This is a genomic window from Pandoraea apista (assembly GCF_001465595.2).
Classification (GTDB): domain Bacteria; phylum Pseudomonadota; class Gammaproteobacteria; order Burkholderiales; family Burkholderiaceae; genus Pandoraea; species Pandoraea apista.
Genome location: NZ_CP013481.2, coordinates 2,075,180 through 2,100,604, shown reverse-complemented (window position 1 = coordinate 2,100,604; position 25,425 = coordinate 2,075,180). Strand labels below are relative to the sequence as shown.

Here is a 25,425-nt window from a genome sequence, read left to right as displayed (position 1 = left end):
CAATGAAGGTCATCGTTCTCGGCAGCGGCGTCATAGGTGTCACCAGCGCCTACTACCTGGCGAAGGCCGGGCACGACGTCACGGTGCTCGACCGCCAGGCAGGTCCGGCACTCGAAACCAGCTTCGGAAACGCCGGCCAGATTTCACCGGGCTACGCCTCGCCGTGGGCAGCACCGGGCATTCCGACGAAGGCCATCAAGTGGTTGTTCCAGAAGCACGCCCCCCTCGCCATCCGTCCGGACGGCACGCTCACGCAGCTCAAGTGGCTCTATCAGATGCTGCGCAACTGCACGCCGGAGCGTTACACCGTCAACAAGGAGCGCATGGTGCGAATCGCGGAATACAGCCGCGATTGCTTCCGATCCCTGCGTGCCGAGACCGGCATTCCCTACGAAGGCCGTCAAGCTGGCACGCTGCAACTGTTCCGCACAGACGAGCAACTGGCGAACGCCGCGCGCGATATCGCGGTGCTCGAAGAGGCGGGGGTGCCGTTCGAACTGCTCGACAGCACTGCGCTCGCCAGCGCGGAGCCCGCACTGGCGGCGGTATCGCACAAGCTCACCGGTGGCTTGCGTTTGCCGAACGATGAGACAGGCGACTGCCAGTTGTTCACCACACGTCTGGCAGCAATGGCCGAGGCCCTCGGCGTGAAATTCCGTTACGACATGCCGATCGACGGCCTGCAAGTCGCCGGCGACAAAATCGAAGGCGTGGTCTGCGCGGGCATGATGCAGCGTGCCGACGCCTATGTCGTCGCGCTCGGCTCGTATTCCACACCGTTCCTGCGCGGCATTGTCGACATTCCCGTCTACCCGCTCAAGGGCTACTCCATCACCGTGCCTATCGTCGACGCCTCCCGCGCCCCGGTGTCCACGGTGCTCGACGAGACGTACAAGATTGCCGTCACCCGTTTCGACGACCGCATCCGCGTCGGGGGCATGGCCGAAGTCGTGGGCTACGACAAGTCGCTCAATCCGGCACGCCGCGCCACGCTGGAAATGGTGGTGAACGACCTGTATCCGGGCGCTGGCAACACGGCCGAGGCGTCATTCTGGACCGGTCTGCGGCCGATGACCCCGGACGGCACACCGATCGTCGGCGCCACTGCCTTGCGCAATCTGTTCCTGAATACGGGGCACGGCACACTGGGCTGGACGATGTCCTGCGGGTCCGGCCAGTTGCTGGCCGATCTGATGTCAGGACGCCGGCCGGCGATCCTTGCCGACGATCTGTCGGTGGCGCGCTACAGTGGCGCGTCCGAGGCTCAGGCTCAACCGGCCTTTGCCTGACCCCAAAACGGCACCTTCGGGTGCCGTTTTTTGTTTGGGCGGCCCGGGCCGCCTGAACTGCCTGGGGGCCGCCGCATGGTTTGCTTGAGAAGTACCCGTTTCTTGCTGTCACATCACTACAAAGGAGACGCATCATGAAAATCGGTGTACCGAAGGAGATCAAGAACCACGAATATCGCGTAGGCATGACGCCCGCAGCCGTACGCGAAGTGGTGGCACGCGGGCACGAGGTGTGGATCGAGACACAGGCCGGTGCAGGCATCGGCATGGACGATACGGTCTACGCTGCCGCTGGCGCGCGCATTGCCGCCAATGCCGTCGACGTGTTCGACCGCACCGAGCTGATCGTCAAAGTCAAGGAGCCCCAGGCGGTGGAGCGTGCCCGGCTGCGCCCGCATCACACACTCTTCACGTATCTCCATCTCGCCCCCGATCCCGACCAGACCCGCGACCTGATCAAGAGCGGCGCGACATGCATTGCGTATGAAACCGTGACGTCCGCAAATGGCGGCCTACCGCTCCTTGCGCCGATGTCCGAGGTCGCCGGCCGTATGTCGATCCAGGCAGGGGCAACGGCGCTCGAGAAGACGCATGGCGGGCTGGGACTTCTGCTCTCCGGCGTACCGGGCGTGGAGGCCGGCAAGGTTGTGATTCTGGGCGGTGGCGTTGTCGGGACCAACGCGGCAACGGTGGCCGTCGGTATTGGGGCGCAGGTCACGGTCATCGACAAATCGGTCGACGCGCTGCGCCGCATCAGCGCGCAGTTCGGTGGACGCGTTCAGACGGTCTATTCCACCCGGCACGCCATCGAAACGCATTTGCGCGAGGCCGACCTCGTAATCGGCGGCGTGTTAATTCCTGGCGCGGCGGCGCCGAAACTGGTCACCCGCGAAATGCTGGGGCTGATGCGCAAGGGCTCAGTGATTGTCGATGTCGCGATCGATCAAGGCGGTTGCTGCGAAACGTCGCACGCCACGACGCATGCCGATCCGGTGTATGTCGTGGACGGCGTTGTGCACTACTGCGTGGCCAATATGCCGGGCGGGGTGCCGCGTACCTCGACGTTCGCCCTCAACAACGTGACGTTGCCCTTCATTCTGCAACTGGCCGATCTCGGTCCGGTCGCTGCGATGCGTGCCGACCCGCACTTGCTGGCGGGGCTCAATGTGGCGCGGGGCATGGTCACCAACCGAGGCGTCGCCGACGCGCTGGGCATGGCTTATCACGACCCGCATGCGGTGTTGGCGAACTTGCCCGCCGCGGCGTAATCTCGCGCGCCCCCTGGCGCTGGGCCGGAGCATTTCTCACCCGGCGCAGCGCCGGCCTCGCGCTCACATCACTCTGGTGCTTGCGTACCCTGCCGGGCACGGCGCGCCTTGCGCTCGCGGAACCAGAGACTCGCCCGGTCGAGATAGAGATAAATGACCGGGGTTGTAAACAGCGTGAGCGCCTGCGACAACACCAACCCACCGACCATGGCGTACCCCAGCGGACGCCGCAACTCCGACCCGGCACCGGAGCCGAGCATCAGCGGCAACCCTGCAAGCAGTGCGCACATCGTCGTCATCATGATCGGACGGAAACGCAGCAAGCACGCCTGATAGATCGACTCCTGCGGCGAAAGCCCTTGGTCGCGCTCCGCCGTAAGCGCAAAGTCGACCATCATGATCCCGTTCTTCTTCACAATGCCGATCAGCAGAATGATGCCGATCAGGGCGATCACGCTCAAGTCATGGCCGCCGAGCATCAGGATCAGCAGCGCACCGACACCGGCCGACGGCAGCGTCGAGAGGATCGTGAGCGGATGGATGTAGCTCTCGTAGAGCAGTCCAAGCACGATATAGACAGCCACCAGCGCGGCCAGAATCAGATACGGCTGCGTCGACAGCGAGTCGCGGAACGCCTGCGCCGTTCCCTGGAAATTGCCGTTAAGCGAAAGGGGGAGATTCATCTGCGCCTGCGTGCGGCGAATCGCATCGACCGCCTCGCCAAGCGACACGCCCGGCGCTAGATTGAACGACAGCGTCACCGCCGGAAACTGGCTCTGGTGACTGATGAGCAGATAGTTCGTCTTGCTACGATCAATGCGGACGAACGTAGAGAGCGGTACTCGATTACCGGTCGTCGGCGACATCAGGTAGAGCTTGTCGAGTAACGCCGGATCGGCCTGCAAGGCGGGCGTGACTTCCATGACCACGTGATAACTGTTGATCTGCGTGAAGTACTGTGCGATCTGCCGCTGCCCGATGGCGTCGTACAACGTGGCCTCGATCAGTGCCGGCGAGATGCCGAAGCTCGAAGCCCGGTCACGGTCGATGATCAGCGTCGCAGTCGCCGCATTGCTCTGCTGGTCAGTCGCGAGATCCGTGAGCTGCGGCAGCCGACGCAACCGCTCCAGCAGCAAAGGTGCCCAGTGATTGAGTTCATTGATGTCTGCATCGGTCAGCGTGTACTGGTATTGCGTACGAGCAAGGCGACCGCCAACATTAATGTCCTGGCCCGCCTGCAAGAACAGGTTGATCCCTTCGAGCTGCGCGAGTTTGGGCCGCAGCCGAGCAATGACTTGATCCGCAGAGAGCGTGCGCCCGGCCGCCTTGGGTTTGAGATTGATGAAGAAGTTGGCGGTATTAGCGGTGTTGTTGCCGGTGTTCGCAACGAAGCTGAGCACGTCGGGGTCTTGACGCACCACATCCGCCACGCGAACCACACGCTCACTCATCAACGTGAACGACGTATCTTGGGCGGATTCCGCGAAACCGAAGACGAAGCCGGTGTCTTGCTGAGGAAAGAACCCTTTCGGAATCACGACATAAAGCACCGCCGTGAGCGCAAGTGTGGCCAGAAATACCAGCAGTGTCACGAACTGATGCGCCAGAACGACCTGCAAGCCACGCCGATAGCCACTCTGCATATGGTCGAAGCCCGCCTCGAACCAACGATACAGGCGGCCATGCCGCTCGGGTGCCGCGTGCCGCAGAAATCGCGAGCACAGCATCGGCGTAAGCGTCAGTGACACGATCACCGAAATGGCGATAGTCAACGTCACCGTGATGGCAAACTCCCGGAAGAGCCGTCCGACAATCCCGCTCATCAACAGCAGGGGGATGAAGACGGCCACGAGCGACACCGAGATCGACACGATCGTGAAGCTGATTTCAGCCGCCCCGCGATACGCCGCCTCCATCGGGGACATGCCGTCCTCAACGTGGCGATAGATGTTCTCCAGCATCACGATGGCATCGTCGACAACGAAGCCGACGGAGATCGTGAGCGCCATGAGCGACAGGTTATCCAGGCTGAATCCGATCACGTACATCACGGCCGCCGTTCCCATCATGGCGAGCGGCACCGTCACCGCCGGAATCAACGTTGCCGGCAGATTGCGCAGGAACAGAAAGATCACCAGCACCACCAGCACGCCGGTCAGCACCAGCGTGAACTCAACGTCCTCGACCGATGCCCGGATCGTCTGCGTTCTGTCGGTCAGGATATTCACCTCGACCGCTGGCGGTATCGACGCCTGCAAGCGCGGCAGCGCCGCCTTGATACGTTCGACCGTGGCAATCACGTTGGCGCCCGGCTGCTTGGTCACCGCGAGAAATACCGAGCGACCGCTCTTGAGCGTCTCGCCATCGGGCATGGCGGCCCCGCGGTACGCCCATCCGGCAAAGCGTGCGTTTTCCGGCCCCGCCACCGCCTGCCCCAGATCGCGCATGCGCACCGGCGCGCCGCCACGATAGGCGACGATCACGTCGTTCCAGAGCACCGGATCGAGCAGTTGGCCGTTGTCGTAGACCGTCACGCTCTGGCGCGGCCCGTCGAAACTCCCCTTCGGCGTATTGACTGTCGCGCTGGCCAGTGCGCCTCGCACCGTCTCCAGATCGAGTCCGAGCGCCGCCACCTTGTCCGGATCCAGTTGAATGCGAATGGCCGGTTTCTGGACCCCCCCGATATTCACCAGCCCAACGCCATCGATCTGTGAGATCTGCTGTGCGAGCACGTTGTCGGCGTAGTCGTTGACGACTGTGAGCGGTAAGGTGTCCGACTTGACGGACATGATGAGAATTGGCGAGTCGGCAGGATTGATCTTGCGGTATGTCGGCGGACTCGGCAGGTTATTCGGCAATTGTCCGCCCGCCGCGTTGATCGCGGCCTGTACGTCGACAGCGGCAGCATCGATGTTGCGGTTCAGGTCGAACTGCAAGGTGATCGACGTCGTGCCGAGCGCACTTGTCGACGTCATCTGCGAGAGGCCTGCGATCAGTGAAAACTGACGTTCGAGCGGCGTGGCGACATTCGACGCCATGGTCGAGGGGTCTGCACCGGGCAGCGTGACCGAGACCTGAATCGTCGGAAAGTCGACCTGCGGCAAGGGGGCGACCGGCAGCAGCGGCCAGGCCGCCACACCGACCAGAAACAACGCGGCCGCGAGTAACGACGTGCCGATGGGCCGTTTGATGAACGTGGCGGAGATGGACATGGGCGAGTGTGCGACGGGTCGACGAGCGCGCTAGCGGCCTGCGGGACCCGAGGCTCCGGACGGCAAAGCGGGTTGCCGTATCGTTCCCCCGCCACGAGCCGTTGCCTGCCCGGCCCCCGATCCGCTCCCCTGCGCGCTACGTACCTCCGTGACCGGCGTTCCCGGCCGAAGCTTAAGTTGCCCATCGATCACGACACGCGTGCCCGCTGTCAGGCCACTCTCGATAATGGCCTGCGTCCCCTGCGTGACACTCACCTTCACGGGTTGCACTGCCGCTTTTCCCTGAGCATCCACCACGTAGACGAACGTTCCGCCGGGGCCATTCTGCACCACCGACGCATCGAGCGCGATCGCCTGCGGTATTACCCCGAGCGTGAGCCTCGCGTTGACATACTGGCCCGGCCACAGGCGATGGCTGGCGTTGGCGAAGGTCGCTTTGAGCTGCACCGTACCGCTCGCGTTATCGATCTGGTTGTTGATCAGCGTGAGCTTGCCAGAGGCTAATCGCTCACCGCCGTTCCGCGCGTAAGCATCGACCGCCAGCCCGGCATTGCCCGCCGTTTGCATGGCGGCATTCACAGCGCCGACGGTGTCTTCCGGCAATGTGAACAGGACTGTGATCGGATCAATCTGATTGACAACGACGATGCCGCTCGCGTCGGCTGCGTGCACGATATTGCCGACATCGACCAGTCGCACGCCGGTCCGCCCGTCGATAGGAGACCGGATCGTCGTGTAATCGAGTTGCACCGCAGCGTAGTCGATTTGCGCCTGATCGGTCAGCACGGCCGCTTCAAGCTGTTTGACGAGCGCTGCCTGGGTATCCGCCTGCTGCTGAGGCGAGGCGCCTTGCGCGGCGAGGGTTTGATAACGCTTCAAATCGAGGCGTGCATTGACGAGTTGCGCAACGTCGCGCGCCTTCGTGGCACGCGCCTGTTCAAGCTGTGCCCGGTATGGCCGCGCATCGATTTGCACGAGCAGATCGCCCGCCTTCACGTCACGCCCTTCAGAGAAGGCAACCCGTTCGATCTGGCCGTCCACGCGCGCTCGCACGGTGACGGACGTCGTCGCTTGCACCGTGCCGATGCCGACGATGTAACGCGGCAGGTCCCTGGACGTCACAACGCTCGACACGACGGCGACAGGCGGCGGGGGGGCAGCGGGGGGCGCCGTGCGGTGTGCGAACCAGCGCCAGATGAACAGGGCAACAATGACCAACGCGGCGAGGGCGAACCAGCGCCGGCGCCGCAATGCGCCAGGCGCGGGGTCGGGGTTGTCTTGCGCCGTGGGTTGCGTCATGACGCCTCCCTGGGGAGTCCGAACCGGAATGGCCGGGAGCCTGTCGCTGCGGCGGCCGGCGCCGTCTGACGCTGCGACAAACACAGTGTCGTCCCGGCCAGATGGCGGGATGTGTCCACGAGTGTGTCGTATCTGCGCAGCGCTCGCAGTCCGCATTTTCCCTGCCTATACAAGGGGTTGTCAGGTGACGGACAGCGCGCTGCCATGCTCGTGCCATGCGTGGCGCGAGTGCCGATTCTCATGCATTCCAAACGCCTGTTTTACCCGCGCGACATTGGCAACGAATTGGCCCCGGGCCCGCGCCACGCCTCGCGCTTTGGACATGGGCACACTCCCTTCGTTATACTTGCCCCATCTCGACGGCACCCGCCGGTACACAGGCACGCGCTGCCACGCCAAGCCCCGCCTGCCCCGAGCCGTCAATGTCCATGAGCAAGTGATGAACGCCGATCCGCAAGAACTCAATAAATTCAGTGAACTGGCCCACCGTTGGTGGGACCCGCACAGCGAATTCAAGCCGCTGCACGAGATCAACCCGCTGCGCCTCGACTGGATCGAGCAGCATGTGCCGCTGCAAGGTAAGCGCGTGCTGGATATCGGCTGCGGCGGCGGCATTCTCTCCGAATCGATGGCCCGCCAAGGCGCGCGAGTCAAAGGGATCGACCTGTCGAAGAAGGCGCTCGGCGTGGCCGACCTGCATAGCCTTGAAGCCGGTCTGTCCATCGATTACGAAGAAATCTCGGCTGAAGCCCTCGCTGCCCGCGAAGCCGGAACGTACGACGTGGTGACGTGCATGGAAATGCTCGAGCATGTGCCGTCGCCCGCATCGATCGTGGCGGCCTGCGCAACGCTCGTCAAACCGGGCGGACATGTCTTCTTCTCAACGCTGAACCGCAAGCCGAAGGCCTGGCTGCTGGCGGTAGTCGGTGCAGAGTATGTCTTGCGCATGCTGCCGCGCGGCACGCACGATTACGCCAAGTTCATCCGCCCCTCGGAACTCGCGTCGTTTGCCCGCGCGAGTGGCCTCACGGTGCGCGACCTGCGTGGCATGACGTACAACCCGCTGAGCAAACGTTACGCGATCAATCGCGATACCGACGTCAACTACATGATCGCGTGCACGCGTGATGCCTGATATGTTCGAGCCCCCCGCCCGAGTGCCTGCCTTCTCTCCCGATACTGTGCAGCGCCTGCTGGACGGCGATGTGCGTGCTGTCCTGTTCGATCTGGACGGTACGCTGGCCGATACGGCACCGGATCTCGTTGCAGCAGTCAACAAGGTGCGTACCGACCGCGGCCTGCCGCCGGGCCCCTACGAGACATTGCGCTTGCAAGCGTCGCACGGCGCTCGCGGATTGATCGGCAGTGCCTTCGGCGTTGGCCCTGACGACGCCGCGTTTCCTTCGTTGCGCGATGCGTTTCTCGCCAATTACGAAGCCGCCCTGTGCGTACAGAGCCGTCTGTTCGACGGCATTCCCGCGTTGCTGGCGGCCTTGGCCGAGCGAGGCATGCCTTGGGGCATTGTCACCAACAAGGCCGCCCGCCTGACGAATCCGCTCGTCAAGCTGCTCGGGCTGAACGACGGTGCCGCGTGCGTGGTCTCCGGCGATACCACCCCCCATAGCAAGCCGCATCCGGCCCCGCTGCTGTACGCGGCCGAGTGCATCCGAATCTCACCCGCGCAGATTGTGTATGTCGGCGACGACCTGCGCGATATTCAGGCGGGCAAGGCGGCGGGCATGGCGACCGTCGCAGCCGCTTACGGTTATTGCGGTGACTCGTTGGCCCCTGCGCAATGGCAGGCCGACGCAGTGGTCGAATGCGCGGGTGCGATCGCCCCGCTGGTGATGTCGCCGGTCTGAACATCCGCGTCATTACCTGCCGGGACAGGGCCGCCGCAGCCGTGGCCGGTCCCGGGTCTGTCCCGCCGCGCTACAGTGGCGCGGCGCGTGCTTCACTGGCGACTTACGGGAGACCGCATGGCCGAGCAAGCGAACGATCGCAAACCCTCTTCGGAATCATCCTCGGGCGGCACCCGCCTGCAACAAGGTATCGCTCGCGCACAAGCGCTCGGACGCGATCCTGACGTGCGCCGTCGTGCGCGCAAGACCGGTCTGTGGGCCGCAGGCGTTATCGCCGTATTTGGTGTCGTCAGCTATTTCACCGTACCCGCAGTCCTCAAGCACTACGCCGTCGACAAGCTCTCCGCCTATCTCGAAAGGCCGGTGAGCGTGGGCGACGTGAGCTTCAACCCCTACACACTGCGGCTCGACCTGCATCAGGTGCACATCGGTGACAAGGCGCCGGGGCAGCCGTTCGTGGACGTCGGCCTGTTGCGTGTGAACGCCTCGTGGGGATCGCTGTTCCGCTTCGCGCCGATCGTCGACGAACTCTACATCGACACGCCGGTTGTCAACATCGTGCGCACCGCGCCGCAGCGTTTCAACTTCTCGGACATCATCGATCGCGCAACCTCCGGACCGCCCTCGCCCGAGCCTTCCAAGCCTGCGCGCTTTGCGCTGAACAACGTTCAGATCAAGAACGGCACGATTCGCTTCGACGATGAGGTGCAGAACGAAAAGCACGTCGTCGACAATCTGCAGGTCGGTGTGCCGTTCATCGCAAACCTGCCGGCCGACACCGACATCTTTGTGCAGCCGCTGCTTCAGGCGTCCATCGACGGCTCGCCGTTGCACATTTCGGGGAAAACCAAGCCATTCGCCAATTCGATGGAATCGACGGTCGACATCAAACTCGATCGTCTCGACGTGCCGAAGTACCTCGGCTATTCGCCGGTGACGGTACCCGCACAAATCAAGAGCGCCGCGATCAGCACCGATCTCAAGCTGCGCTTCACACGCGACAAAGACGGCAATCACGTTCTGCTCACGGGCACGGCGGGGCTCTCCGACGCCAGGGTCGTCGAGCCGAACGGCGCGCCGATCGTCGCCGTCAAGCAGGTTGATGTGAAACTGGGCAAGGTGGAGCCGCTCAACAACGTCTATCACATCGACAGCGTACGCATCGATGGCCTCGACCAGCAAGTCACGCTCAAAAAGGACGGCTCGCTGAACGTCGAGAAGGCACTGCTGCCGCAACGCACGGTGATCAAGGCCGTGGGCAAAGCCGTCGATCAGGCGGCCGCGTCGCCTCAGGCCAGCGAGGCGGCAAAAAATGCGCCGCAAGTCCCCGCGCAGCAGACAGCCCAGCCTGCGTCCCCCGCTTCTGCCGCCGAAGCGGCGCAAACGAAGGCGCAAGCCGCGGCGCAGCCTACGCCGCTCGATTTGCTGATCGGTGATGTCTCACTCGTGAACAGCAAAGTACGTTTCACCGACGAGCGCGGGGCAAAACCGGCGAATGTAGCGCTCGAAAACGTTCAGATCGACGTAAAGCAGTTCTCGACACTCGGCAAGGAACCGGCCACGTATGACGCATCGCTCGGCATTCAAAGCGGAGGCTCGGTCAAGGCGCGTGGACAGTTCAGCCTGAATGCGTACAACGCGAGCGGCGAACTCGACGCGCAGTCGATCGCCCTCGCACCGTTGCTGCCCCTGGCGCAAGGCGCGCTTGCCGGCGATCTGAAGAGTGGCACCGTGGGCGCACAGGCCAAGTTCAATGCGGCCTTTGCCCCCGACAAGCAACCGAACGTGCAGATCTCGCCCGCCACGGCCACGCTCGAAAAGATCGAGTGGCTCACCGGCCACAAGGGCGATGCACCGCTCAAGCTCGCCAAGGCGGAAGCGAAACTCTCCCGCTTCGACCTGGGCGCGCGACAAGCGGTCGTCGATGAGGTCACGGTCACCGGCCTCGATGTCTCGGCACGCCGGGACAAGGACGGCAAGATCAACCTGCTCGCCCTGACGGGGGATGGCCAGCCAAAGGCCGCCGCGAGCAACGGCCAGGGAATCAACGCGCGAGTCGGCACCGAACGCGGTCGCCGAACCTCAGCCAAGGCCTCGGGATCGAAGGCGAGCCCTGGCGATTGGCAATGGAAGGTCGGCAAGGTCTCGGTCGAGAACGCGAGCATCGGATTCGAAGACCGGGACGTTAAGGGTCGTCCGATCAATGCGAAATTTGCGCCGCTGAATGTGAAGGTGCAAGGTGCATCGCAAGACATGAGCAAGCCTTTGCAGCTCGAAATCAATGGCACGCTCAACAAGAAAGGTTCGCTCAACGCGTCCGGCAATATCACGCCGCAACCGCTCGCAGGCGACCTCCAGATCAAAACTCAGTTGCTCGATCTGGCCGCGTTCGACTCTTATATGAGCGATCAACTGAACGCGAGCATCGCAAGCGCCCTGCTTTCCAGCAACGGACGCGCCACGTTTGCCATGAAGGGAGACACTCCGCAGGCAACGTATCGGGGCGATGCAACCCTTGGCAACGTCCGCTTGCTCGACAAGGTGACGACGGACGACTTCATGCGCTGGAACGCGCTGGCGGTGCAGCAGATCAATCTGGCGGTGGGCAGCGGCAAGCCCAATGTGCAGTTGGGCAGCATTGCGCTGTCGCGCTTCTACGCGCGTTTGATCATCAACGCCAACGGGCGCCTGAATCTGGCCGATGTGGTCGGCAACAAGGAGACGGCACCCCGTTCGCTGACGCGTGCCAACGAAGGCGTACCGCTCGGCGGAGCAGCTGACAAGCCACCGCTCGATGCGGCCGCGTCTGCCGTCGAAGCCGGACAACCGACGGAAGTCGAGAAGAAGGAGCAGAAGCCGGGCGAGACAACGGCGCAGCGCGGCCCGGGGTATGGTGCCGGCAAGGCGCTGCCTGCGAACGTTCACATCGGACGTATCACGCTGCAGGGCGGGAACATCAACTTCACCGACAACTTCGTCAAGCCGAACTACACGGCCAACCTGACGGATATTGGCGGACGCATCGGCGCATTCGGGACGGCGACGACCGAGCCTGCGGAGGTCACACTGCAAGGCAAGGTCAACCGCAATGCGCCGATCGACATCACCGGCAAGATCAATCCGCTCGCGCCGATGGCGTTCGTGGATCTTGGGGCGAAGGCCGATGGTATCGAACTGACCAACCTCACGCCGTACTCTACGAAGTACGCGGGCTACCCTATTGAAAAGGGCAAGCTCACGGTCGATGTGCACTACCTGCTCGATCAGGCGAAGCTCACGGCGAACAATCACATTTTTATCGACCAGTTGACGTTCGGCGACCGGGTGGAGAGTCCGACGGCCACGAATCTGCCGGTGCGGCTGGCGGTCTCGCTGCTGAAGAATTCGCGTGGCGAGATCGACGTCGACATTCCGATTTCCGGTTCACTCGACGATCCGCAGTTCAGTCTCGGTGGCGTGATTTTCCGGGCGTTTGTGAACCTGATCGTCAAGGCAGTGACGGCGCCGTTCAGTTTGCTCGCGTCGGCATTTGGCGGCGGCGATCAGGAACTGGGCTATGTGGAGTTCGCGCCGGGCAGCGCACGTCTCACCCCCGAGAGTGAGAAGCGGCTTGAAACGTTGGTAAAGGCGCTGACCGATCGCACGGCCCTGAAGCTGGATATCGAAGGCCGTGTCGATCCGGCGAAGGACACCGACGGTCTTCGCAGCGTGGCGGTGGAGCGTGCGATCAAGGCGCAGAAGGTCAAGTCGATGGTCGGCAAGGGCGAGAGCATCGACACTGACAGCGTGACGGTGAGCCCGGAGGAGCGCAGCAAGTACTTGACGGCGGCTTACAAGGCGGCCGACTTTGCCAAACCGCGCAACATGATCGGGCTTGCCAAATCGCTGCCGGACGACGAGATGGAAAAACTGCTGGAGACGAACGTCAAGGTGAACGACGACGATCTGCGGGCGTTGGCGGAGCGGCGTGCTCAGCGGGTGCGGTCGTGGCTGGACGGGAAGATCGCGTCGGATCGGTTATTCGTCGTAGCGCCGAAGCTCAACGCCGACGGCATCAAGGACAAGGGGGCGACCACCCGGGTGGACTTCGCACTGAAATGAGCCATTTGTGTCATAATTCTGGTTCCACTGGGGCCGACATGGTTTCGACGTGGGTAGCGAAGCGATTCAGGGCATACCGAGGACCCGTCACCTCGTTAATCAATGGGAAATTAGTAACTGCTAACGATAACTCGTACGCACTGGCTGCCTAAGGGCGCCTTCCTCGCACTGGCTCGCTGACGGGCCAGGGTAGCAATACCTCGCGAGGTCATTTACGTCAGATAATCTCCGGTGGTGCCATGGCGCCGGGGCCGAAAATTAAATGGATCGCTGTTGCGTAGCGTGTTCGTCCGCGACAAAACAGTTAAATTAAATGACTGAACTAAGTATGTAGAACTGGTCGTAGAGTACTTGCGGACGCGGGTTCGATCCCCGCCGGCTCCACCAACAACACTTCCGAAGACTGTCTCAGTCTTCCTCAAAACCCCGACAGAGCAAGCCTCTTCGGGGTTTTTCTTTTCCTCCGCCGATTATTCCCTTTTGCGCTTTTCCGGTGGTACTTGGTGGTATTTGTGGTGGCATCTGCGCTCGGCTGAAAACCCGATACCGCGAATACCACCCGTGAGATGCCACTTACTGACAATGCCGTCCGTAAGGCCGCACCGGCTGACAAGCAATACCGCTTGGGCGATGCCGCAGGCATGTACCTCGAAGTGCAGCCGAGCGGCGCGAAGTGCTCGCGACTGCGATACCGGTTCGACCAGAAGCAGAAAACGCTTGCGCTCAGTGTCTACCCTGCCGTCGGCTTGAAGGACGCGCGCGAGGCACGCGATGCGGCCCGTGCCCTGCTCGGTAAGGGAGTTGACCCGGGCGCTGCGCGCACGGCCACAAAGTCCAGCCGAAGAATCGCTGCATCCAACTCGTCCGAAAGTACCGCGCAGGAGTAGCACCACGAGTTTTTAGCAGATTTGTCCAAATCTCATGCGGCGACGAACCTGCGACGCTTGGAGGCGCACGTCTTCCCCTACTTCGGCCAAACTCCCATCACGGACGTGGACGCGCCAACGATCCTTGATGCGCAGCAACGTGTGGAGGCGAGAGGAAACCTCGAGACGGCCCACCGGCTGCGCTCAATCATGGGTCAAGCGTTTCAATACGCGATCGCCACCGTCCGCGCCACACGTGCCCCGAGCACAGACCTGCGCGGCGCGATTCCTCCCAAGCACCTGAGGCACTACGCAGCGATCATTGACCCGGAACAGCTTGGCGCGACGCTCAGGACGATTCACGGATACACCGGCAATCCTGTCGTGGAAACGGCACTGACACTGAGCCCCTATCTTTTCCAGCGACCGGGCGAGCAGCGGCTGGCTGAGTGGTCGGCGTTCGATCCGGATGGCGCGGCATGGGAGATCCCACCGAGCCGGATGAAACGCACGGAGGATGGAAAGGCGAACGGTGCTGCTTCTGTGTGGTGCCTGGACCGGCCCTCCGACGGACGAAAATGCTGTTGATAGAAGCAAACTGCATGCCGTCCTATACGTACCAGACCTTCCGCCGTGCCCCAGCGCACAGATGGCAGATAACGCCACGTGACACGATTCCCCCAAATGGGGGATGCCGCAAACCGGGACTCTTCTGTATCCTCACAGCCTAAAAGGACACTCGACGAACGTAACGGGGATACTCATGGCACATCGGAAAAATGCCAAACCGGGGACGCTGCTCGCGCTCAGTGTTGCGGCGACCGTCTGCCTTGTCGGGGCGCCAATGGCATATGCCGAAGGCTATGTCACCGCTGCGAATACGAACTGCAAGGTATGGACCGACGATCCCGGAAATACGGGCATCACGTGGACACCGACGTGGGTCGGTCAGTGCAAAAACGGCTATGCCGAAGGCAAAGGTGTGCTCGAGTGGTTTAACAACGGCGTCTTCGATCAGCGCCTGGATGGAGAAATGGCACGGGGAAAGCGTACAGGCTTCGGCACGTACACCTGGGCAAACGGCAATCGCTTTGAGGGCCAGTTTACCAACAACGACCGCACCGGCAAAGGCAAGCTCATTTGGACCAACGGCGACGTGTACGAGGGTGACTTCGTTGTGAGCAAGCGCACTGGCAAAGGCAAGCTAACTTGGGCCAATGGCGACAGCTACGAGGGCGACTTCGTCGATGGCAAGCGCACCGGAAAAGGAGTCACCGTTTGGGCGAACGGAAGTCGGTATGAAGGCGATTACTTCGAAGGCTCGAGGACCGGTCAAGGCTATCTCGTCGACGCGAAGGGCAACAGCTACCGAGGCGGATGGGCGGACGATACCTACAATGGTCCCGGCGTATTCACGCGTGCCAACGATGGCACGGTGCTCGCCGGCCAGTTCGTTGCCGGAAAGTTCTACGCTGGCAACGAGTCGGGCCCGGACGGTACTATCATCGCCACGTATAGCAACGGCGTACGTTCGCAAGCTTCGTCATCCAATGAGGGCCCGAGCGCACTTTCCTTTGTCGCCGGACTGCTCGGCGCTGCGGCGCAAGGCGTCGCAGCTGGCGGGGGCAAAAACGCGGCGAACTATCAAGCGATCGGCAGCGCTCTGCAAATCGCAGGCGGTGGCACGCCGACTCCCGTTGTCAACCAGGCATCAGGCAACCTCCCTAGCGGATCTTTTAGCAACGCGAAGGGAGGGACATCACCGAGCACAGGTTCCACATGCAATCTGGCGAACGCCAACCAGTTTCAATGTCAATGCGGTCAGGAGCACGGTCAGTGGTTGGGCCAGACCGGCAAAGGCGTAACCAACGCAGGCATGCCGTATACCGAATATAAGTGCAGGTACTCCTCTGGCTTCGTGCGTGCATGCACCTATTATCAAGACAGCCGCTTCGATGCATGCAGCAACCCGGCGATTAAATGAAGTAAATCGTGAGCTGCGGCGGCACACGATTCGCCGCCAGCAGATCATCGCGCATCACATTCTTGATGTTGAAGAACTCATCTTTCGCAGCCACTTCGGACGGAGGGATGATCTGCATGCCGTCCTTCTTGCCGTCCGGCACGTACATGAAGAGGTCGCGGATGTTGGCCGGCCCCTTCGAGCGCTTCGGCACTTCGGCACTTCGGCACTTCGACATCCTGCTGGCTCTGCGCCAGTCCGTCATGTACAGGTGAAGCCCGCGTGGCTGCCGGTTCTTGTCATAGCGTCGGCGAAACAGCGTCGCGGCCTCATTCAGCCAAGCAGCGTTGAGCGAGGACAGTCCCCCCGCCGGCTCCACCAACAACACTTCCGAAGACTGTCTCAGTCTTCCTCAAAACCCCGATAGAGCAAGCCTCTTCGGGGGTTTTCTTTTTCCCGGTCCCGGGATCGCGCTTTCTCCTCAGTTCCCCTTGCCCGTACTCAATCCAAGAAACGGAAACGGCGGCGCGACCTTGAAATCGGCGGACACCTCGCCGCTGAACGTATTGCGCTGATCCTTACCGAGATCCAGCCGCTTCACCGGTGCCCCTGCCGCAAAATCCACCTTGTTCAGATCCACCCAGAACGTATTGGGCGTGAGCGCCGACTCGAAGAAATAGAGCATCCGCTTGTGATCGACCACCGTGCGCCAGCGCGTCGACGAAATATTCGGCTCGCCCGGCGTCGTAATCCCGTACGGCACCGACGCATTGCGAATCACGCTGAACACGCTTGCCAACGCTTCGACCGGGTCTTCGCTTTTGGGAATCGCGTTGACGTAGAACGACGCCCGCGCAAAACGGTCCGACGAGCGATTTGTGCCCGGCAGAAACGTCGTCCCGCCGATCTGTTTCCAATAGGTGCTCAATGCGAGTTGCTCGTCGAACGTCGGCGAGTTCGTCATCACCTGATACTGACGGCCATGGTGAATCACCTGCCGGCCACCAATGTACTCGACGATTGCGCTGTCGCCAGTCTTGTCCGACATCGACAGATGCAACGTCGTGAGCCGGTTCTCTCCCGGCACGTTATCCGTCACGATCGTGAACGGCGCCTTCTCCAGCGCCGAAACAGCCTCGGCAACCGTCGCAAAGTTATCCAGCACGTATTGCGCCCACGCAGCGATCGTCAGCCCCGGTTTCGACCCCTTGTCGAATTTCGGATATTGCGACTCCACCAGCCAGAGCAACTGCGCAGACAACCCTTTCTCGTTCACGCCATCCGTCGTCGAAACGTCGTAGCCCGTGGCCACCACGCTGCCATACCTGGCCGTCCAACGAATCGAGTTCGGCCCCGCTTCGCCCGAGCGCGCGATACCGCGCGGCAACACATAGAGATTGGTGGCGACATCGACCTTCCAGTCCATCGAACGCGCCGTAATGACGTCCTCGTTGGCGCCGAGATACACCACACGGGTGCAAGCCAATGATGACAATGGCGTGAGCACGAGCGTTGCAGCAGCGACGAGACAAGGCAGTGTCTTGACGAGTATGCGGGACATGGGGACACCTCACGGTTGGGGAGCATTCGCAGGAACCGTCAGTATAACGATGGAACTTCTCTTGACGGCACCGTCCCCTCGCCTCGTTCCGCCGCCCCCCTTTGCCGTATCACTCGACCAGAATGGGATACAGCGACGCCACCAGCAATGCCGCCGCAAATCCATTGAAAATCCGCACCGAGCGCGCGTCTGTGAGCACGCGACGCATCGCGACACCAAACCCGGCCCACAAGCCGATGCACGGCGCGCACAGCGCGCCATAGATGAGCGCGAGCACCATCACCTCGGGCAGATGCGATGCGTTCGGCAAATACGTGCTGATCGCGCCGACGGCCATCACCCACGCCTTCGGATTGACCCACTGGAACGCCGCCGCCCCGAGAAACCCCATCGGACGCTCGCGCTCACGACGCTCATCGTCTATCGGCCCCGACCGGGCCAGATGCCACGCGAGCCACAGCAAATATGCCGCCCCGGCGTACTTCAGCACCGTGTGAATCACAGGAAAGCGCACGAAGACCGAATGCAGCCCCGCGCCCGTCAGAAACACCATCAATGCGAAGCCGAAGGCAATGCCGGCCAGATGCGGCAAAGTGCGGGCGAAGCCGTAGTTCAGCCCCGAGGCGAGAATCATCATGTTGTTCGGCCCCGGTGTCACCAGCGTGATGACAGCGAAAGCGCAGAAGGCCAGCAATTGTTCGGTCGTCATGGTCAAAAGTTCTGAAGCCCCCGCGCCAGCGCTGCATCCGGCAGTGCGCTTGGAAGTCGCGGAGCCACAGAATAGGCACGCCCGCCGCCCGAATCCCGATACAGTTCGCCAAATTCGCACGGGCCTGTACCGGTGGCCCACCGAGACAGTTTGGACGTCAGCCCCTCGCGATACGTCAGCGCCTGTCCGGTGGCCCCCCTCTCCCACATAACAGTCGGTGTCGTGCGAAAATCGACGCCATCCGAACGAAGCCTTCGATACCGGCGCTTGCCCCCGATCACCGACCGCTCGACACCGCCCCCGATGCCGCCCCGCCTGCCACCGCTGTCCGCCCTGCGCCTGTTCGAAGCCGCCGGGCGCCACCAGAGTTTCAAACGCGCCGCCGCCGAACTGCATCTCACGCCGAGCGCTGTCAGTCACGGCATTGTCGGGCTGGAGCAAACGCTGGGCGTCGCGCTGTTCACCCGCTCGCCGCAAGGGCTCTCACTCACCCCCGAAGGCGTCGACTATCTCGCGTACGTGACCGAGGCGTTCTCGCTACTCCTTACCGGCACACGACGCCTGCCCACGCCCGACGCCTCGCGCGCCATCTCGATAACCTGCGCGCCGACCCTCGCCTCACGCTGGCTCCTTCCGCGTCTCGGAACCTTCTTGCAGCGCATGCCGAACGTCGATGTCACGGTGGATACGTCGCGCCGGCAAGTGGGCTTCCCCACCGACGGCTTCGACTTCGCTATCCGCCTGTCGCGCGCGCCGGTCGCAAGCGACACCTGGCACCGGCTGTTCGGCGAACAATTCGTCCCCGTGTGCAGCCCCGGCTACCATGCGAGCCATGCCGACGCCCACGGCCAGATCGACCTGCGCGCCGTCACGCGAATTCACGTCAGCAGCGCCAGTGAAGACTGGCAGGGCTGGATCGAAGGCGCGGGCATCGACGACTTCGACGCCCGGGGAGGCCTGAGCTTCGACAGCATTCAGATGGCATTCGAAGCGGCGATGGCAGGGCTTGGCGTGGTTATCGGACGCCGTCCGCTGGTCGACGACTATCTCGCAAGCGGCGTGCTCGTGGCCGCGCATGACATTACGACGCCAGCGCAAGGCGCCTACTGGCTGATCTGCGCGAACGACATCGAGCCACACCCCGAATGTGTCGCGTTCCGGGAATGGGTCATCGAGCAGGCCCACCTCGCCTCAGGTGAATAAATTTCACCCGGCATAACGCACAACTCCTTTGCCAGACGGCGTTTTCGTTGCGAGACTTCGGTGAGAAGGAGTCACCATCATGCAAAGAAACGTTGCTAGCGCCACGCCCTCGCTGCAAAGCCGCATCACCCTGATCATCATCGCCGGCGCCCTCGTGTTGAGTGCGGCGATGGGCACTCGCCAGACCTTCGGCCTGTTCATCAATCCGTTCTCGTACGACCGAGGCGTGCCCGTCACGCTCGTGGCCTTCGCCATCGCATTGCACAACCTTGTGTGGGGATTCGCTCAGCCGTTTGCCGGGGCGATGGCGGACCGTTTCGGTCCCGCCCCCGTGGTCGCCTTCGGTGCGTTTGCGTTCGCCGGAGGATTGGCGTTGGCGGCACTCGCGCCCTCCGGGATCTGGCTCGTTATCGGACTCGGCGTGCTGGTCGGGCTCGGCATCAGTTGCACAACGTTCGGCGTGGTGCTGCCTGCCGTCAGTCGTGCTGTCTCGCCAGAGAAGCGCACCATGGCAATGGGGCTGGTGAGCGCTGGCGGCTCGCTCGGGCAGGTCGCACTCGTGCCCATCGCGCAAGGTCTGCGTCAGACATACGGCGTGTCGACCTCGCTCTTCGTCCTCGCGCTGATCCTGTGCTGTGCCGCCCCGCTCGGCCTGTTCATGACAGTGCATCGCCGTGGCAAGGCGGCCGCACCGGGAACCGACGCCTCACTTCCCGCCCCCACGGCCAACAACGGCGGCGAGCACGTCTCGCTGCGCGACGTGCTTCATCAGGCACGCACCCATCGCGGCTATCAGTTGCTGACGCTCGGCTTCTTCACCTGCGGCTTCCAGTTGGCGTTCATCGCCACGCACCTGCCCGGCTATCTGTTGATGTGTCACATGCCGATCGGACTGGGAGCCACCGCACTCGCGCTCATCGGCCTGTTCAATATGGTGGGCAGTTGGGCATGCGGATGGCTCGGCGGACGCTATCGTCAACATCATGTCCTCGGCTGGCTCTACCTGATTCGCGGCGCGGCTATCGCGCTCTTCTTCCTGCTGCCGAAATCCGATACGGGCGTGGTGCTCTTCGCCGCCGTCATGGGGCTGACATGGCTCGGCACTGTGCCGCTCACCAGCGGTCTGGTGGCGAAGGTATTCGGCACGAAGCATCTGGGGACGCTCTTCGGCGTGTGCTTCATGAGCCATCAGGTCGGCTCGTTCCTCGGCGCATGGCTGGGCGGCTACGTGCTCGACGTGACCGGCTCATACAACCTCGTCTGGGCCGCCACAGCGATTCTCGGTGCCGTGGCGGCGGCCCTGCACTTTCCGATCAACGACGAGAGCGTGGTGTCGCCGACGCGGCAGCCGATGCCCGTCAGTGCCTGAGTCCGCCCATAGAGCCGCGAGTTACAACCGATGCCCGTTCGCCAGACGGAATATCTTCGCCCAGCGCTGCGCCAGCGAGCGCCCGGGCATCGGCACACGCCAATTCGCCTGCGCGTTATGGGCAAGTTCGAGCACAAGCCACCAACGCCCCGCCTCGCTCACCGGATGCGCCGACGACACGTCCGAAAATACGAATCGCGTCTCGTGAGCATCCACGCGAATCGTGCCCATCTTGCGATCCGCGTCGAGCGTGAGTTCGCCCCATTCGCCCGCGATACTCACCAGGCGCTTGCCGTCGCGCCGCACCCCATGCACGGCGCGATAGCGGCGCACGGCGTCCGCTACGAGCCACACAACGATCAGCACGCCGAGCGCAATCGTCGCCACGGCAGCCAGCGTGCCGAACCGAAGCGCCACAGCAGCATAGAGACGCACCGCGCCGTACACAATGCCCGCCAGCACAACAATCGCCAGAAGAATGAATGGCACCGTCTCCCTCCTGCATCAACAGCGTTCGCACCGACAGAACGCGAACATCAAAAAACCCCGCCGGCACCACTGCCCGGCGGGGCTTCATTTCACCACAGGCAGCGCGCGCGTGCCGGCAAGTCCCGGCCACGCGCCCGACACCTCATTCGCTCAACGCTGCGGCTGAGGTGCGGCGCCAACGTCCTTGCGCACCTTCGACACCTGCGCAGCCGTCACCGCCGGCGCCTTGTTACCCCAGCTCGAACGCACGAACGTCAACACGTCGGCCACATCCTGATCGGTCAGACGGTCATCGAAACCGGGCATTGCATAATGCGTCGGCGCCGACTTCGTCCACGGCATTTCCGCGCCGCGCAACACGATATGAATGAGCGAGGTCGGGTCTGCCGAGTTCACCGTCGAGCTAAGCGCGAGCGTCGGGAATGTTTGCGTGTAGCCCTTGCCCGTGCTGCGGTGACACGCGGCACAGTTATCGAGGAACGTGAGCGCACCGTTGCTCTTGTCGGAACCCGCACGCAACGCCCTGGCCACGGTGTCGTCGTAGGCAAGCGCCTTGGCGTTCGGATCAACCGGCTTAAGCGTCTTCAGGTACTTGGCGATGGCCGTGAGATCGTCGTCGTTCATGTGCTGCGTGCTGTGCTGCACAACGTCCGACATGCCGCCGAAGGCTGCGGAATGATCGTTGCGTCCGCCCTTCAGGAACGCCGTGATATCGCCCTCGCTCCAGTTGCCCAGACCGTCAGTGACATCGCCTCGCAAGTTCTTCGCAAGGAAGTGGTCGACCACGCCGCCCGAGAGGAACGCCGTGCTGTCGTCCGTGAGCGCCTTTTCCTGCAAAGCGATGCCGCGCGGCGTATGGCATGCACTGCAATGGCCCAGACCTTCGACGAGATAGCGACCGCGCGAGATCGGATCGTTATCGGTCGACGCCGCGTCGGCCGCGACCGCCGGCGCGAACATCTTGCGCCAGATCGACAACGGCCAGCGCATCGACATCGGCCACGGAATGTCCGTCGCCTTGTTCGCCTGCGCAACCGGCTGCACGCCGCTCATGAAGTAGGCATACAACGCCTTCACATCGGCCGGACGCACCTTCGCGTACGAGGTATACGGCATGGCGGGGTACAGCGTCGAGCCATTCTTGGCGATGCCGTGGCGCACCGCCTTGTCGAAGTCTTCAAGGCTGTAGTTGCCAATGCCGGTGTCCTTGTCCGGCGTGATGTTCGTCGAGTAGATCGTGCCGATGGGCGACGCAATCGGCAGACCGCCAGCGAACGGCTTGCCCTTGGGCGCCGTATGGCACGCCGCACAATCGGCGGCGCGGGCGAGGTATTCGCCCTGCTTGACGAGTTGCGTTTGCGGATCGTTGGCGGCAGGAGGCTGCGCGCCCCCTTCCACCGCGACGGCGGGCACCGTACGCGTGGGCACCGGCGAGACTGCCGCGCCGGAAGGCGCCGTGGCAGTCTGCGCCCATACGGCGGCAGCCACCAGCGCCAGGGCACCGGCCGCGAGAACACCGGCGGAGCGTTTCATCATCGTTTTGCGGATCATGGTTGCGCTCCTCAGGCTTGCACCAGCGGGCCGGCGTTCTTGAGGTACTGTTCGCGAATCGCCTTCGCGGACCAGTACGCCAGCGCCGCCACCACGCCCGTGGGGTTGTAACCCATGTTCTGCGGGAACGCCGACGCGCCCATCACGAACACGTTCGACACGTCCCAGCTCTGCAAATACCGGTTGACCACGCTGTTCGACGGATTGGTGCCCATGATGGCGCCCCCGGTCGTATGCGTGCTCTGATAGATCCGCGTGTCGTAATGGGTGCCCTTCTTGCGAATCGCCCGGAACACCTTCTCGGGGTTCATCGCGCGGCCAACCTCTTCCATGCGGTCGCCCATGTAGCCCAGCATGGCGTATTCGTTGTCGTGCCAGTCGAACGTCATGCGCAGCAGCGGCACGCCGTAGGCATCCTTGTAGGTCGGATCGAGATCAAGGCAGGCGTCGCGGTACGACATCACGGAGCCGGAGATCCCGATGGTCATGTAGCGCTGATATGCGTCGGCAATGCCGGCCTTCCACTTGCTGCCCCACGACGGTGTGCCGGGCACGGTCGGCGTCATCTTGATCGGACGCCCGCCATAGCGCACGTGACGAATACTCGCGCCGCCGATGAAGCCCAGCGGGCCGTGATCGAACTGGTCGCCGTTCAGGTCGTCCATCGACACGCCGCCGGCGCCCGTTCCGATGAACGGGTTCAATTGCGTGCCCTTGGGCAGCAGCACGTTCACCGCGCCGTTCATCTGGTACGCGTAGTTCTTGCCGACGACACCCTCGCCCGTCTTCGGGTCGTACGGTTTGCCGATCCCCGAGAGCAGCAGCAGGCGCACGTTGTGCATCTGGTAGGCGGCCATGATGACGAGGTCGGCAGGCTGCTCGACTTCGCGGCCTTGTGCGTCGATGTACGTCACACCGGTCGCCTTCTTGCCGTCGCTGTCGAGATTGACCTTGACGACATAGGCGTTCGTGCGCAGCTCGAAATTGGTCTTCTTGAGCAATACCGGCAGGATGGTCGTCTGCGGCGAGGCCTTCGAATACATGTAGCAGCCGTAGTTCTCGCAAAAGCCGCAGAAGTTGCACGGCCCGAGACGCACGCCATACGGATTCGTATAAGGCTGCGAGGTGTTCGCGGCAGGTGCCGGATACGGATTGAAACCGACGTCGCGAGCGGCCTTCTCGAAAAGCGTCGCGCCGTAGGTGTTCTGCAACGGCGGGGTGGGGAATTCGCTCGAACGTGCCCCCTCGCGCGGGTTGCCGCCCGGCACGATCTTGCCGTTCAGGTTCCCCGCCTTGCCCGATGTGCCGAACACTTTCTCGGCGAAATCGAAGTGCGGCTCCAGTTCTTCGTAGCTTACGCCGAAGTCCTGAATCGTCATGCCCTCGGGAATGAACTTCTTGCCGTAGCGTTCTTCGTAATGACTGCGCAGCTTCAGTTCTTCCGGGAGGATACGGTAGTGCATGCCGTTCCAGTGAAACCCGGCACCGCCCACGCCATTGCCGAGCAGGAACGAGCCGTTCTGACGGTAAGGCACGGCGAGGTCGTCAGGGGTGTGACGAATCGTGACGGTCTCGCGCGCCAGCTCCTGAAAGAGCTTGCCGCGCACCGAGTACTCGAGTTCGTCGATGACCTTGGGATACTGCGCGTCGGTCGGCGTGTCGCGCATGGCGCCTCGCTCGAGTGCGACAACGTTGAGTCCGGCGTCGGTGAGTTCCTGGCCGAGGATAGCTCCGGTCCAGCCGAAGCCCACGATGACGGCGTCGACTTTATCTTTCTTGATTGCCATGATTTTGCCCCCTTAGCCCCGCTTTCCGGAAATCGACACGGGCCCATACGGGTACTTGACGTTGGGCTGATCCACCCAATCCATGAAGTCGGCGCGAGCGCCGGGGAATCCGACCAGTTTCCAGCCGACCATGTCCTTGTTGCCGCCGTGGATCGGGTCCGAGAGGAACCCCTCCTTCGTGTTGGCCAGCAGATAGGAGAAGAAGGTGCGCGCAGGCACGCTATCGAACTCGACCTTCGCATGTTCGAGATCGCTGAGCACGGTTTCCTGCGTGGCGTGATCGAGGTCGGCGAATGCCTTGTTGTACTGCTTCTTGCAGTACGCATCGCACGCCGCGATGCCGTGACGATAGATGTCACGCGGCACGAGGCTCAACTGGTAGCCCATCTCGGGCGGCTGATCGGGATGGAACGGCCCCTGCATGTACCAGAGCTTGCCGTGTCCGAAGGGCGTTTCCATCTGACGGTCGATGAACTGAGGCACGTCGGCTTGCAGCGCGCCCGGGCCGAGATCGTCGGCGGGAATCAGACGGTCGACGGCAGCGTTCACGAACCGCCATTCGTCGGCAGTGAAGTACTTGGGCTCGTAGGGAGTGGTCGAAGCAGCGGGGGCAGCGGACTTGTCGCTGCTACAGGCGGACTGCGTAAGCGTCGCACCGGTGGCGAGAGTCGTGGCAGGCACGATCGCCAGCACCTGGCGCAGAAAGCGCCGGCGCGGTTCCTTGTCCTGTGACATGGAGTTCTCCGTTTTTGTGGGGGACGGGACGAATCACGCATGACAGTCAGGCGGTGGCTCGCCATGCGTGAAGAAAACCTGACAGGCCATTCACCTCGCGTAGCGCTTATAACGCGGTCATTCTACTTACAAGTTCCCTACATGGCAAAGCAAGAGATTGT

The 25,425-nt window shown here is 62.8% G+C and carries 18 protein-coding genes, 1 other RNA gene and 1 pseudogene; 11 read left to right on the top strand and 9 right to left on the bottom strand.

Annotated elements, in window-relative coordinates:
- Positions 1–2 precede the first annotated feature (2 nt).
- Positions 3–1,289, top strand: a complete 1,287-nt coding sequence (locus tag AT395_RS09735) for a D-amino acid dehydrogenase (protein ID WP_042115335.1) — start codon at positions 3–5, stop codon at positions 1,287–1,289.
- Between the two features lie 134 nt (positions 1,290–1,423).
- Entirely contained in the window at positions 1,424–2,557 is a 1,134-nt protein-coding gene (ald, locus tag AT395_RS09730) for an alanine dehydrogenase (protein ID WP_048629145.1), read from the top strand.
- A gap of 68 nt (positions 2,558–2,625) precedes the next feature.
- On the opposite strand, the gene AT395_RS09725 is transcribed toward ald, so the two are convergent.
- Positions 2,626–5,769, bottom strand: coding sequence for an efflux RND transporter permease subunit (locus AT395_RS09725; protein ID WP_058375184.1), 3,144 nt, complete (start codon positions 5,767–5,769; stop codon positions 2,626–2,628).
- Between the two features lie 30 nt (positions 5,770–5,799).
- Entirely contained in the window at positions 5,800–7,068 is a 1,269-nt protein-coding gene (locus tag AT395_RS09720) for an efflux RND transporter periplasmic adaptor subunit (RefSeq protein WP_072632808.1), read from the bottom strand.
- 436 nt (positions 7,069–7,504) lie between these two features.
- On the opposite strand from AT395_RS09720, the gene ubiG reads away from it, so the two are divergent.
- From ubiG to AT395_RS09685, 7 genes are all read left to right on the top strand, one after another.
- Positions 7,505–8,203, top strand: coding sequence for a bifunctional 2-polyprenyl-6-hydroxyphenol methylase/3-demethylubiquinol 3-O-methyltransferase UbiG (gene ubiG, locus AT395_RS09715; protein WP_042115330.1), 699 nt, complete (start codon positions 7,505–7,507; stop codon positions 8,201–8,203).
- 1 nt (position 8,204) lies between these two features.
- The gene (locus AT395_RS09710; RefSeq protein WP_082117832.1) at positions 8,205–8,930 is read left to right on the top strand and encodes an HAD-IA family hydrolase; all 726 of its coding nucleotides are present in this window, start codon (positions 8,205–8,207) and stop codon (positions 8,928–8,930) included.
- 117 nt (positions 8,931–9,047) lie between these two features.
- Positions 9,048–13,031, top strand: coding sequence for a DUF748 domain-containing protein (locus AT395_RS09705; protein WP_048629143.1), 3,984 nt, complete (start codon positions 9,048–9,050; stop codon positions 13,029–13,031).
- Between the two features lie 29 nt (positions 13,032–13,060).
- Positions 13,061–13,418, top strand: a transfer-messenger RNA (tmRNA) gene (gene ssrA / locus AT395_RS09700).
- Positions 13,419–13,597: 179 nt separating this feature from the next.
- Positions 13,598–13,918, top strand: a complete 321-nt coding sequence (locus AT395_RS09695; protein WP_053086383.1) for an Arm DNA-binding domain-containing protein — start codon at positions 13,598–13,600, stop codon at positions 13,916–13,918.
- A 21-nt stretch (positions 13,919–13,939) separates the two neighbouring features.
- On the top strand, positions 13,940–14,485 hold the full coding sequence (locus AT395_RS09690; protein ID WP_125348086.1) for a tyrosine-type recombinase/integrase: 546 nt from the start codon (positions 13,940–13,942) through the stop codon (positions 14,483–14,485).
- Between the two features lie 175 nt (positions 14,486–14,660).
- Positions 14,661–15,881 (top strand): MORN repeat-containing protein, encoded by a 1,221-nt coding sequence (locus AT395_RS09685; RefSeq protein ID WP_048629142.1) that lies wholly within the window; start codon positions 14,661–14,663, stop codon positions 15,879–15,881.
- 10 nt (positions 15,882–15,891) lie between these two features.
- On the opposite strand, the pseudogene AT395_RS09680 reads toward AT395_RS09685, so the two are convergent.
- From AT395_RS09680 to AT395_RS09670, 3 genes and pseudogenes are all read right to left on the bottom strand, one after another.
- Positions 15,892–16,221 (bottom strand): annotated as a pseudogene (locus AT395_RS09680) (phage portal protein); the annotation flags it as partial.
- Positions 16,222–16,341: 120 nt separating this feature from the next.
- Positions 16,342–17,421 (bottom strand): linear amide C-N hydrolase, encoded by a 1,080-nt coding sequence (locus AT395_RS09675; protein WP_048629140.1) that lies wholly within the window; start codon positions 17,419–17,421, stop codon positions 16,342–16,344.
- Positions 17,422–17,530: 109 nt separating this feature from the next.
- Positions 17,531–18,130 carry a LysE family translocator gene (locus AT395_RS09670; RefSeq protein ID WP_197088120.1) on the bottom strand — a complete coding sequence of 200 codons (600 nt, stop codon included), beginning with the start codon at positions 18,128–18,130 and terminating at the stop codon, positions 17,531–17,533.
- 303 nt (positions 18,131–18,433) lie between these two features.
- Between AT395_RS09670 and AT395_RS09665 the strand changes: the two genes are divergently transcribed.
- Positions 18,434–19,333: a LysR substrate-binding domain-containing protein gene (locus tag AT395_RS09665; protein WP_058375183.1), complete on the top strand. Its 900-nt coding sequence runs from the start codon at positions 18,434–18,436 to the stop codon at positions 19,331–19,333.
- 79 nt (positions 19,334–19,412) lie between these two features.
- Positions 19,413–20,702, top strand: a complete 1,290-nt coding sequence (locus tag AT395_RS09660) for an MFS transporter (protein WP_048629138.1) — start codon at positions 19,413–19,415, stop codon at positions 20,700–20,702.
- Positions 20,703–20,723: 21 nt separating this feature from the next.
- Here AT395_RS09660 and AT395_RS09655 read toward each other — a convergent pair whose 3' ends face one another.
- The 4 genes from AT395_RS09655 to AT395_RS09640 form a co-directional block, all read right to left on the bottom strand.
- Complete coding sequence (locus AT395_RS09655; protein WP_048629137.1) at positions 20,724–21,191, bottom strand: hypothetical protein; 468 nt, start codon at positions 21,189–21,191, stop codon at positions 20,724–20,726.
- A gap of 150 nt (positions 21,192–21,341) precedes the next feature.
- Positions 21,342–22,742 carry a c-type cytochrome gene (locus AT395_RS09650; RefSeq protein ID WP_376738425.1) on the bottom strand — a complete coding sequence of 467 codons (1,401 nt, stop codon included), beginning with the start codon at positions 22,740–22,742 and terminating at the stop codon, positions 21,342–21,344.
- An 11-nt stretch (positions 22,743–22,753) separates the two neighbouring features.
- Complete coding sequence (locus tag AT395_RS09645) at positions 22,754–24,529, bottom strand: GMC family oxidoreductase (protein ID WP_042115315.1); 1,776 nt, start codon at positions 24,527–24,529, stop codon at positions 22,754–22,756.
- A gap of 12 nt (positions 24,530–24,541) precedes the next feature.
- Complete coding sequence (locus tag AT395_RS09640) at positions 24,542–25,264, bottom strand: gluconate 2-dehydrogenase subunit 3 family protein (protein WP_042115312.1); 723 nt, start codon at positions 25,262–25,264, stop codon at positions 24,542–24,544.
- Positions 25,265–25,425: the final 161 nt, after the last annotated feature.